Raw genomic sequence first — 11,090 nt, forward strand, 5'->3', positions numbered from 1 at the left:
GGCCTGTGACCGGGCGAACGGTCGCCGTGCCGACGAAAAGGCTCTTGTTCGGACACCCGATACGTCTACCCATGGCAGACGGCTCGGAGGAGAAGACCGTCGACAAGTCGACGGACGAGCTCCTCGCAGAGACGGACAACCTCCTCTCGGATCTCGACGGCGGGGGCGAGAGCGCCCCCGAGTCGGAGTCCGAGCAGTCCACCCGACGCGAGCCCGCTACGACCGACGACGACGGCGGGTTCGACCTCGGCTTCGGGTCCGATTCGTCGTCGACGCAGGCCGAGCAGTCCCAGCAGTCAGAATCCGAGGGCGAGGGCTGGCGGGGCTACTTCAACCCGAAGTCGTTCCTGCTGGCGACGCTCCTGTTGACGGTCGGCTACGTCGGCGGGGGGTTCGTCCCCGTCCTCGGTGGGCTCGCGAGCTGGGCGGGGCTCGTCGGCGCGGCGTTCCTGTACGGCCTCGGCACGTCGACGGGTCGGTACCCGGAGACGGCGCTGGCGGGCGCTGGTGTAGGACTGGTGACGACCGTGCTGACCAGCCTGCGGTTCATCGCGTTCGCGAACGGTCAGTTGCTGCTCGCGTTCGGCGCGGGCCTCGGGCTGGTCGGCGCGCTCGTCGGGTACTACTTCGGGTCCGACCTGCGGACGGGGCTCACGAGCGACCCCGACGAGTTCGAGGACGACCTGAGCTGGTAGTCAGTCGGCGAGCTGCCAGCCGTCGGTGCCGTAGCGGACGAGGTCGTTGTCCTGCAGGTCCGCGAGGACGTCCTCGACCATTCCCGGCGGTGCGTCGACGCTGTTCGCGATCTCGACCGCGGACCTGGGCTCGGAACGCACCGCGAGCAGCACGTCGGCGTAGAGCCGGCTGTCGCTGCCGGCACCGACCGTGTCCGTGATGCGGTCGAGCACGTCGGTCATGCGGCCCTGGACCCACCGCTGTGCCATCGAGAGCTCGTTCTCGAGCTCCTCCAGCCGGGAGAGGTCAGCGACGAGGTCGTTCGTGTCCTCGCCCTCTTCGGAGTACTGCACGTCGAGCTTGAGGTGCCGGCAGGTCGTCATATCGAGGCTCTTCGAGGCGGGGTAGGCGCTCTTGGTGGCGAAGGCGTAGGGGGAGACGTTGACTTCGAGTCTGAGGTTGCGGGCGATGTGGAAGTACTTCCGGCGCTGGTCGTCGGTGTGGCTCTCGATGAGCCCGGCGTCCTCGAGCTTCCGGAGGTGTTCGATGACCGCCTTCGGGCTGACCCCCAGGTACTCGCTGATTTCGGTGACGTAGCACGGTTTCCGAGCGAGCAGGCGCAGGATGCGCCGTCTGTTCTCGTTTCCGAGCAGGTCGAGCAACGCCGCTGAGTCCATCTAACTGTGCCTTGGCGATTAGCGCGTAAAAGCGTCACCCCTCCGGTCCGGCCGCCGTCGTTCAGGTCGGAGTCTGCCGAATCGGCTCGAGGAGGACGGTGTCGTCGCCGTAGATACCGTCGTCCGGGCCGCCGTTGCCGCCGTTGCCGCCGTTGCCGCCGTTGCCGCCGTTGCCGCCGTTGCCGCCAGGACCGGCGCCGGGGCCGTCGTCGGAGCCGTTCTCACCGCCGGGGCCGTCGTCAGGACCGCCAGGCCCGTTTCCCGGACCGTCGGAGGTGTTCCCGCGGTTCTCCTCGCCCTGACCGGGGCCGTCACCCGGGCTGCCCGCGCCGGGACCGGTCTCGTTCCCGCAGTTCGGCCGTTCCGCCTCGCAGTCGTCCCGGTCGAGGCCGGGCACGTCCTCGGGCGGGCCGCCCCCGCCGAGTTCGCGGGCCATCTCCGCGACTTCGGGGCCGGCGAGCTCGCTCGCGTTCCGGCGGATGTGGTCGAGCTCGGTGGTGTTCACGCCGACCTCGCGGGCGGCATCTTCGGTCTGGTTCACCGCGGAGCCGAGCGCGGCGAGCCGGCTGGTCAGCGACGCCAGCTGCGCGCGGTAGGCCACGCGGCTCATGTCGTCACGGCGCTCTTGCAGCCGTTGGCGCTGCTCCTGGAGTGCCTCGAGTCGTGCTTCGAGGGCGTTCGTGCGACCCTCGACGAGCTGGGTTCGGGTCGCGTTGTCGCCGGAGCCGTTCCAGGCGGCGGTCCACATGCCGCCCTCGACCTCGGCGTCGGCGTCGGCGGCAGCGGACTGCGTGAACGTGGAGAAGGCACCGCCCATCGACCGGTTCGAGGAGTTGTTGTTCCCCGGCTGGGTTGGCGTATCAGCGGTCGCTGCGTCGCCCACCGGCGCGGGGGCAGGGCGGTCCGCGACCGCCACGGGGAGGGCTGCGACGGTAAGCATGACGCAGGCCAGTACAGCGAGTGTACGCTTCATCACCGTGGCCTAGGACTGACTACCCTAAAAACCTCTACCACCGTTCGGACGGTTCACCCGCGGGAGCGCGACCGTTCAGAACCGTTTTCCCGGTTGCAGTCGGTCGATTTGTGGTCCAACATAAGTGCTGCCCGGTAGCCTTTTGCGTGTCAATGTCTTTCATACAAGTGCACAGTATGTTCGAAGAGTTCTCGACTAGCTACTACTTCGGGCGGTTGTACGTCACGCCGTCCGAGGGCGACGAGCCAGTGATGCAACGCGAGCAGCACGAGCGCGTCGCCGAACAACTCTACCACGACGGGAGCGGCGTCACCCGGGTCGACAGCCCGCTGGTGATGAAACTGGACACGGCCCACCTGGCCGTGCGAGGCGAGGACGGAGTCCCCGCGGACACACTCGCGGTACCGGCGTCGCTCCTCGAGCGGACCGACATCACCAACCCGCCGGAGCTCACCGAGGTGTTCCTCGCGAAGGCGGACCGCGCCTCGCAGCTGCTCCAGTTCACGGGGTACGACGCGGCCGAGCCGGCCGACAAGTTCGACGCGGGACCGAACACGGGCATCTGAGCCCCCACCGCCGCTTTTCTCCGACGGATGGCGCGACTGCGCAACCTAGAAGTGCGCGGCTCTCCCGGATGCGTACGATGCTCGACGAGCTGCTCGGCCGTGCGGCGCTGAAGGAGCGCATCGATGAGCTGGAGGCTGAGTGCGAGGACCTGTCGGCCCAGCTCGAGGCGGAGTCCGAGCGCCGCGTGGACGCCGTCAGCGCCAGACAGGACGCGGAGGAGCGCGTCAACCGGCTGGAGGACCGCATCGCCCAGCTGGAGGGCGAGCTCGACCGCCGCGAGGACGACGGCGACGACCTCGCCTTCCGCGACCGGACCGACCTCCGCGGCGAGCGACTCGACGCGGTGCTCGCACGGCTGGAATCCATCGAGACGGAGCCCGAGGGCGTCGTCTCGGCAGCCGTCGCGGACGGCGCGGACGCGCCCGACGCCGTCGCCGACCTGCTCGGCGACCGCGCCCGACTGGTCGAACGCGCAACGCCTTGCCTCGTCTACGCCGACGACGCCGGCCTCGTCTCCGCCGTCCTGGAGCCGCCGGTCCAGCCCGAGCCGTTCTGCGAGTGGGGCGATTCGGCCCGGCTCGACCGCTCGTGGTGCCAGCCGACGGGGGCGTTCGCCCTCGCCCTCGTCCGTGCCGACGTGTTCGCGATCGGCGAGTACGACGGCCGCGAGCGGCGGGCCGCGCGCTCGTTCGAGAGCGACGTGAAGAGCGACCACTCGAAGGGCGGCTTCTCGCAGGGTCGGTTCGAGCGCATCCGCGACGAGCAGATCCAGGACCACCTCGCGGAGTGCCGTGCGGCGATCTCCGAGCGGGACGCCGACCGGCTGTTCGTCGTCGGCGACCGACGGTTGGTCGACGAGTTCGGCGACGAGGCCGCGGCGACCGCGGCCGTGGACGTGAGCGAGCGCGGCGCGGGGGGGCTGGACGCCGCGCTGCACGAGTTCTTCACCACCCGGCTGTCGACGTTCTAGCGGCCCGGCAGACCTCGGGTGGGCCGTCCGGCGGGCAGCCGGAGGCTCCGACAGACCCGACCACTTTGCCGTCCCGAGAACGCTTTTCCCGTCACCGGGCGAAGCCGGAGTCATGCGAATCGCCATCCTCGCCCACGAGAAGTTCCCCGGCCGCGCGAAGACCGCGCTCGGGCTGTTGCGGTACAGCGACGACGAGGTGGTCGCGGTGCTCGACCGCGACACCGCCGGCAGTCGGGTCCGCGACTTCGTCGGTGACGTACAGGATGCCCCCATCGTCGCGTCGATGGCCGATGCGCCCGACTGTGACGCGCTGGTCGTCGGCATCGCGCCCATCGGCGGCGGTTTCGAGGAGTCCTGGCGCGACGACGTGCGGACGGCGCTCCGAAACGGCTGCGACCTCGTCGCCGGCCTGCACTACTTCCTCGAAGACGACGACGAGTTCAGCGAGCTGGCCGCGGCCCACGGCGGCGACATCTGGGACGTTCGCCGGCCGCCCGCGGACCTGACCGTCGCCGACGGGGTGGCGGGAGAGGTCGACGCCGAGGTCGTCTGCACCGTCGGGACCGACTGCTCCGTCGGGAAGATGACGGCGACGATGGAGCTCTGCGAGGCGGCCCGGGCGGCCGGCCACGACGCGGCCGTGGTTCCGACGGGCCAGACCGGCATCATGATCGAGAACTGGGGCGTGCCCGTCGACCGCGTGGTCAGTGACTTCACCGCGGGCGCGGTCGAGTCGATGATACTCGAGAAGGGCGACGAGTACGACTACCTGTTCGTCGAGGGCCAGGGCTCCATCACCCACCCGGCGTACTCGGCTGTCACCTGTGGTATCCTCCACGGCGCACAGCCGGACTCGCTGGTGCTCTGCCACGAGGCCGGGCGCGAGGCGGTTCACGGCTACGAGTCCTACCCGCTCCAGCCCGTCGAGACGTACGTCGACCTGTACGAGGAACTGGCCGCGCCGGTCCGCGAGACGGGCGTCGTCGCCGGCGCGCTGAACACCGTCTCCGTGGAGGACGACGCCGCGGCCCGCGACGCCGTCGACGAGTTCGCGGACACGCTTGGCACGCCCGCGACGGACCTCGTGCGCTTCGGTGCCGGCGACGTGCTGGAGGCGATACTGTGAACCTCTCCGTCGAGCGCGTCTCCCTCGAGCTCGCGGAGACGTTCACCATCTCGCGGGGCTCAACCGACCGGACCGACAACGTGGTCGTCCGCATCTCCGACGGCGGGCACGAGGGCATCGGCGCGGCCGCGCCATCCACGCACTACGGCGAGACCGCGGCCACCGTCGAGGCTGCCATCGAGCGCCTCCGTCCCACCGTCGAGGCCGTCGACGACCCGTTCCAGGTCGAGCGGGTCGAGCGCGAACTCGCCCACGAACTGGGGCGGAACCCGGCCGCGCGCTGTGCGGTCTCCATCGCGCTGCACGACCTCGTCGGCCGCCACACCGACCTCCCGCTCTGGCGCTACTGGGGGCTCGACCCCGACGCCGCCCCCGACACGTCCTACACCGTCGGCATCGGCGACCCGGAGACGATGGCCGACCGCGCCCGCCGCGCCGCCGACGCCGGCTACGGCACGCTGAAGGTGAAGGTCGGCACCGACGACGACCGCGCGAGGGTCGACGCCGTCGCCGAGGCCGTACCGGACGCCACGCTGCGGCTCGACGCCAACGAGGCCTGGACGCCGAAGGACGCAGTCAGGAACGCGGAGTGGCTCGCCGACTACGACGTGGAGTTCCTCGAACAGCCCGTGCCCGCCGCCGACCCCGAGGGACTGCGCTACGTCTACGAGCACTCCCCGCTCCCCGTCGCCGTCGACGAGTCCTGTGTCACGCTCCCTGACGTTCCCGCCGTCGCCGACCGAGCCGACGTGGCCGTCCTCAAGCTGATGAAGTGCGGGGGGCTCGTCGAGGCCCGCCGGATGGTCCACGCGGCCCGCGCCCACGGCCTCGACGTGATGCTCGGCTGCATGATCGAGACCGACGCGGCCATCTCGGCCGGTGCACAGCTCGCGCCGCTCTGTGACTACGTCGACCTCGACGGCTCGCTCCTGCTGGACGACGACTCCGACCCCTACGAGGGGCCGGTCCGGGCGGGCGGCCACATCGACCTCGACGACCAGCCCGGAATCGGACTGCGGTAACGACGACTCCTCGATTTTCCACGTGGCGCGCGGCTGGCGAGCGTGCCGAAGGCCGCGAGCCATCCGCGCGAGGGACGAGGAGCGCAGCGCAGCGAGCACCGCAGGAGGTTGGGGAGGTTAGAGGTGCGGTGCTGTCGGGTGGGACTGAAAGGGGCGAGGCGCTCGGCGAACCCCGGCGACGTGAGGACCGCAGAAACGAGGACCGCAACGAGCCGCGGGAGCCGAGCGCCTCGGAGCTTTCTGGCTGTTGTCGACACCCACGAATCCCACGACTGGCGGGGCTTTCTGGCTGTTTACAGAACAAGCTGTTCCCAGGACTAACTTCGGGAACACGAATCCAGCGACGACAGGCGATGATGGAAGCTTTCAAGCGCGCGCTGGCCGAATCCCGCTCCATGTACGAGGGACTCAAAGGGTTCCGTGACGTCTACCCCGCGGAGATGGCGGCCTACCGGGCCGTCATGGACACGGTCGAGGAGACGGCGCGGAGCTACGGTTTCCGAGAAATCTCCACGCCGGCACTGGAGCGCACCGAGATGTACGTCGACAAGTCGGGCGAGGAGATCGTCGAGGAACTGTACGCCTTCGAGGACAAGGGGGGGCGGGACGTCTCGCTCACCCCGGAACTGACACCGACGGTCGCGCGGATGGTCGTCGCGAAGCAGCAGGAGCTCTCCAAACCCATCAAGTGGTTCTCGACCCGGCCGTTCTGGCGCTACGAGCAGGTCCAGCAGGGGCGGTTCCGCGAGTTCTACCAGACGAACGTCGACATCTTCGGCTCCGCGGAGCCGGAGGCCGACGCCGAGGTGCTCTCGTTCGCGGCGGACATGCTGACGAACTTCGGGCTGACGGCCGACGAGTTCGAGTTCCGCGTCTCGCACCGCGACATCCTCGGGGGGCTGCTCCGGGAGTTCGACGCGGACGTCGACACCACGAACGCCATCCGCGCGGTGGACAAGCGGGCGAAGGTGGCCGAGAACGAGTACCTCGACCTGCTGTACGAGGCCGGGCTCACGTACGACCAGGCGCGGGAGTTCGACGACCTGCTGCTGGCGGGCGACGACGACCTGGACGCGCTGACCGAGTGGGCGGAGAGCGAGCAGGTCCACGACGCGGTCACGAACCTGCAGGCGGTGCTCGCCGCGGCCGAGGACTTCGGCGTGCGCGAGTTCTGTGACGTGTCGCTGACGACCGCGCGCGGGCTGGACTACTACACGGGCGTCGTCTTCGAGTGCTTCGACTCGACGGGCGAGGTCTCCCGCGCCGTCTTCGGCGGCGGGCGCTACGACGACCTCATCGAGTCCTTCGGCGGCCAGCCGACGCCCGCGGTCGGCGTCGCGCCGGGCGTGATGAACTCCACGCTCCCGCTGCTCCTCCAGCGTGCAGGGGTCTGGCCCGAGGAGGCGGTCGCCACGGACTACTACGTGCTCTCCGTCGGCGACACCCGGCCCGTCGCGGCACGGGTCGCCCGCGACCTGCGCGAGCGCGGCCACGTCGTCGAGACGGACGTGTCGTCCCGGAGCTTCGGCGCGCAGCTCGGCTACGCAGATTCGATAAACGCCGAGACGGTCGTCGTCGTCGGCGAGCAGGACCTCGCGAACGACGAGGTGACGGTGAAGGACATGGCGTCGGGCGACGAGACCACCGCACCGGTCGACGCGTTCCCGGGCGAGCACGACCGCCCGACGTACGACACGTTCGCGGAGTAGTCGGTCTTACGCGGTCTGTATCTTCCGGCGGGTGCGGTCGATGATGGCGGTCTGGACCATCGCGCCCGGCGTCTCGAACTCGGTCGTCCGCGAGAGGAACGTGCTGTTGGCCGCCGCCGGGTTCTCGCCGTCAGGCGTCTCCCCGGCGAACGCGGCCGTGATCTCCGTCTCGGTCCACGGGCTCGACTCGAGGAACGCCTCGAAGTCGTCGAACTCGCTGTGTGCGGCCATGAACTCGGGCGTAAAGAGCGTCGCGAGGTCTGCATCGCCGTCGGCCACCGACTCGGCGAGCTCGGCGCTCTCGCCCAGCACGTCCGTGATTCGAGCCACCTCGTCGGCCGTGTACTCGCCCTCGCCGACGCCGAGCTGTGCGGCCAGGTCAGCGCCGACCACCTCGGCGACCTCTGCACCCGTGAACGTCTCCATGGTCGTAGGTGCGTGCGGGGGCTCCTAACCCTGTTGGCGGCGGTCCGGGTCGCGACGACGAGGGGATTATACTCACCCGCGACGAACCGCCGGGCGTGCCACGCCGCGCCTTCCGCGTCGCCTACGACGGCCGGCCGTTCCACGGCTTCCAGCGCCAGCCGTCGGTCCCGACCGTCGAGGGCGCGCTGTTCGACGCGCTCCGGGAGCTGGGCGTGCTTGCCGACGATGCGCCCAAACCGCCGGGCTACGCGGCGGCCGGGCGGACGGACGCCGGCGTCTTCGGGCTCGGACAGACCGTCGCGTTCGACGCGCCGGAGTGGCTCACTCCGCGGGCGTTCAACGGCGAACTCCCGGCGACGGTGCGGACGTGGGCCCACGCCGATGCGCCGGCGGACTTCCACGCCACCCACGACGCGGCGAGCCGGGCGTACGAGTACCACCTGTACGCACCTGACGCCGACCTGGGACTGGCCCGCGCGGCCGTCGACCGCCTCCGCGGGACTCACGATTTCCGCGACCTTTCGGCGGTCTCGTCGGGGAACACGGCCCGCACGCTGACGGCCGCGACGGTCGAGCGCGACGGGGAGTTCCTGGTTCTCGGGGTCCGGGGCGACGGCTTCCTCCACGAGCTCGTCCGGCGGCTCGTCTCGCTGGTGCGGTCGGTCGCCGTCGGGAGCGTCCCGGTCGAACGCGTCGAGGGCGTCCTCGCGCCGGGGACGCTCCCGGACCACGAGATTCCGCCACCGGCACCGTCCGGTGGGCTCGTCTTCGTCGACGCTGCGTACCCCGGGCTGGCGTTCGCGCCCGACCACCGTGGGGCGGCGAGCGTCGCCGAGGTGTTCGGTGACCGGGCCGCCAAGGCGGCGACACGGGGCCGACTTTGCCGGCGGGTCGCCGACGGCGTCCGCGAGGATTAGGACTCCGGCCAGACCCCGGCGGCGCGCATCCCCGGCTCGTACTCCTGCTCGCGGAGGGCGTCGAGCAGGTCCGTCCGCGAGATGCGGCCGAGCTCGACTTCGGTCAGCCGGTGGACGAGCAGGCTCGCGAGCATCGCGTGGCTCCGGAGGTTCCTGGGGTCGGCCTTGTCCAGCGTGTCGGCCCGGGTGTGAGTGACACCGCGGCCACGTTCGCCGCTGTCGGAGTGCAACTGGAGAGCCGGCACGCCCGCCGTGAGGAACGGCCAGTGGTCGCTCCAGGGGTGCGGGTCGGGCCGCACCTGCACCGGGTGGTCGGTTTCCTCGGCCAGCGTCTCGGCGAGCCCCGCGAGCTCGTCGCTGCCGTGGCTGAACGCGACGAGGTCGCGGTGGCGGCCCGCGCCGTCGACGTTGACGACCGCCCGCACCGAAGCGGTGTCGAGCTCGCGAGCCAGTCCGTGGCTCCCGATGAGGCCGACCTCCTCGCCGCCGACGGCCGCGACCCGGACGCGACAGCCGAGGTCGAGTTCGGCGAGCGCCCGGGCGACGCCGACGACCACCGCGACGCCGCAGCCGTTGTCCAGTGCGCCCTCACCGACGTCGTGGGCGTCGAGGTGGGCGAGCACGACGACCTCCTCGTCGCTATCCGGCCCCAGAACGCCGTGGACGACAGGCGTCTCGCCCTCGTCGCTGGTCGCGTCGACGGACACGCGGACCGCGCCGTCGCGCGCGGCGTACCGGCGGAGCCACTCGCCGGTCTCGTGGGAGACGCCGATGCCGGGTACTGCGCCGCCCTCGTCGAACCGGAGCGAGCCCGTCGGCGGGAGCTGCCCGGAGACGTGGTTCGCGAAGACGAACGCCTCCGCGCCGGCGTCGACCGCGTGGCCGTACTTCTCCATCCGGTGGACCAGCCGGCGGTCCGGCGGGGTGTCCGTGCTCGCGACGACGACCGCCCCCTCGACGTCCGTCTCGTCTATCTCCTCGGGCGTGCCGTAGCCGACGTCGACGATGGGCGCACGCACCTCGCCCGCCGGCGAGTACGGCAGCGCGATGGCCTCGAAGCTCCGCGTGACGGGGTCGACGACGCCGAGCTCGGTCCGACCGCGCGTCCAGCGCGTCATCGGCACCGCGAACTCCGTGACGTTGCGAACCCCGGCGGTTTCGAACGCGCCCGCCACGAGGTCGGCGGCCCGCCCCTCGCCGTGATGGCCCGCGAGCCGGTCGTCCAGCTCGCAGAGCGATGTGAGCACATCCCACGGTTCGTCGTCGCGCCAGAGTCGGCCGAGGACCGCGTCTCTGTCTGTCATGGGTGGGTGTGCGGGCGGCGACGGGAAACGTGTTGTGTCAGATTGGGTGATTCAGGGACAGTTCAGATACAGCGTCACGTTATAAGTTTGATTTAACCATTAAAAATTCGATCTTGCAATAATCTTAACCCGGCGGACCCCGAGTGGGTAAACTCACAACGGGCCTCTTCTTTTTGAAATCACGTCTAAATCCTGCCCCTTCAGTTCATTTTTAAATCGAACCGTTTATACATATATTATTGGTTATGACCATTAGATGCAGTTCAGTAGACGAAAACTGATGTCGAGCATCGGTGCGAGTAGCGCGATTGGAATGGGACTACCGTCTGGTGTAGCTGGGGAGTCCCCACCGGAAGTCCAAACGGAAGAGCTGGACAGAGAAGAAGCGCGACGAATTTATTTCAACTCTCTGAGGGTGTCATAGAACTCTTCTCACACCGTGATGATCGTACTTCCCGGATTGTCTCCGCGTTCGTAGTTGGTGATAGCGACGACGAGGCGAAGGCACAGGGCGAGGAACACCTGCGCTCGTGCGTGGACGCGGCCTCGGGCGTGCGTTCGCCCGAGGCCGCAGTCCTTCACTGATTCGTTGGTTCGTTCGACTCCAGTACGGCGGTTGTACGTCTCATCCAACGTGGACTGCTTCAGCTGCACGTCCTCGCTGTGTTGTTCGATGCGGTCTTCAACCCTGTACTCGATGTCTTTCGGGTCGTCAGTGTTTCGC

General features: G+C 69.6%; 12 protein-coding genes. 7 read left to right on the plus strand and 5 right to left on the minus strand.

Features of this window, described 5'->3' with window-relative positions; genetic code table 11:
• Positions 1–71: 71 nt before the first annotated feature.
• Positions 72–695 carry a hypothetical protein gene (locus BLT27_RS16890; RefSeq protein WP_089736031.1) on the plus strand — a complete coding sequence of 208 codons (624 nt, stop codon included), beginning with the start codon at positions 72–74 and terminating at the stop codon, positions 693–695.
• On the opposite strand, the gene BLT27_RS16895 is transcribed toward BLT27_RS16890, so the two are convergent.
• Both BLT27_RS16895 and BLT27_RS16900 read right to left on the minus strand, forming a co-directional pair.
• Positions 696–1,352 (minus strand): metalloregulator ArsR/SmtB family transcription factor, encoded by a 657-nt coding sequence (locus BLT27_RS16895; RefSeq protein WP_089736033.1) that lies wholly within the window; start codon positions 1,350–1,352, stop codon positions 696–698.
• A gap of 61 nt (positions 1,353–1,413) precedes the next feature.
• Entirely contained in the window at positions 1,414–2,325 is a 912-nt protein-coding gene (locus tag BLT27_RS16900; protein WP_089736035.1) for a hypothetical protein, read from the minus strand.
• Between the two features lie 176 nt (positions 2,326–2,501).
• On the opposite strand from BLT27_RS16900, the gene BLT27_RS16905 reads away from it, so the two are divergent.
• From BLT27_RS16905 to hisS, 5 genes are all read left to right on the plus strand, one after another.
• Entirely contained in the window at positions 2,502–2,891 is a 390-nt protein-coding gene (locus BLT27_RS16905) for a DUF5802 family protein (protein ID WP_089736038.1), read from the plus strand.
• A 77-nt stretch (positions 2,892–2,968) separates the two neighbouring features.
• Positions 2,969–3,862: a Vms1/Ankzf1 family peptidyl-tRNA hydrolase gene (locus BLT27_RS16910; protein WP_089736041.1), complete on the plus strand. Its 894-nt coding sequence runs from the start codon at positions 2,969–2,971 to the stop codon at positions 3,860–3,862.
• Positions 3,863–3,974: 112 nt separating this feature from the next.
• Positions 3,975–4,988: an N-acetyltransferase DgcN family protein gene (locus BLT27_RS16915; RefSeq protein ID WP_089736043.1), complete on the plus strand. Its 1,014-nt coding sequence runs from the start codon at positions 3,975–3,977 to the stop codon at positions 4,986–4,988.
• Positions 4,985–6,010 carry a dipeptide epimerase gene (locus BLT27_RS16920; protein WP_089736046.1) on the plus strand — a complete coding sequence of 342 codons (1,026 nt, stop codon included), beginning with the start codon at positions 4,985–4,987 and terminating at the stop codon, positions 6,008–6,010. The genes BLT27_RS16915 and BLT27_RS16920 overlap by 4 nt, the downstream gene beginning before the upstream one ends.
• Positions 6,011–6,405: 395 nt before the next feature.
• Positions 6,406–7,719, plus strand: coding sequence for a histidine--tRNA ligase (hisS, locus tag BLT27_RS16925; RefSeq protein WP_089736048.1), 1,314 nt, complete (start codon positions 6,406–6,408; stop codon positions 7,717–7,719).
• A gap of 6 nt (positions 7,720–7,725) precedes the next feature.
• Here the strand turns inward: hisS and BLT27_RS16930 are convergent, their stop codons facing one another.
• On the minus strand, positions 7,726–8,145 hold the full coding sequence (locus BLT27_RS16930) for a hypothetical protein (RefSeq protein WP_089736050.1): 420 nt from the start codon (positions 8,143–8,145) through the stop codon (positions 7,726–7,728).
• A 95-nt stretch (positions 8,146–8,240) separates the two neighbouring features.
• On the opposite strand from BLT27_RS16930, the gene truA reads away from it, so the two are divergent.
• Positions 8,241–9,062 (plus strand): tRNA pseudouridine(38-40) synthase TruA, encoded by an 822-nt coding sequence (gene truA, locus BLT27_RS16935; RefSeq protein ID WP_089736052.1) that lies wholly within the window; start codon positions 8,241–8,243, stop codon positions 9,060–9,062.
• Here the strand turns inward: truA and BLT27_RS16940 are convergent.
• Together BLT27_RS16940 and BLT27_RS16945 are read right to left on the minus strand one after the other, a co-directional pair.
• Positions 9,059–10,366, minus strand: a complete 1,308-nt coding sequence (locus tag BLT27_RS16940; RefSeq protein WP_089736053.1) for a M28 family peptidase — start codon at positions 10,364–10,366, stop codon at positions 9,059–9,061. The two genes, truA and BLT27_RS16940, sit on opposite strands and share 4 nt — an antisense overlap.
• 432 nt (positions 10,367–10,798) lie before the next feature.
• The coding region (locus BLT27_RS16945; protein ID WP_139172382.1) for a transposase at positions 10,799–11,090 on the minus strand (292 nt) is incomplete at its 5' end.

The sequence above is a fragment of the Haloarchaeobius iranensis genome, assembly GCF_900103505.1.
GTDB classification, from domain to species: Archaea; Halobacteriota; Halobacteria; order Halobacteriales; family Natrialbaceae; genus Haloarchaeobius; species Haloarchaeobius iranensis.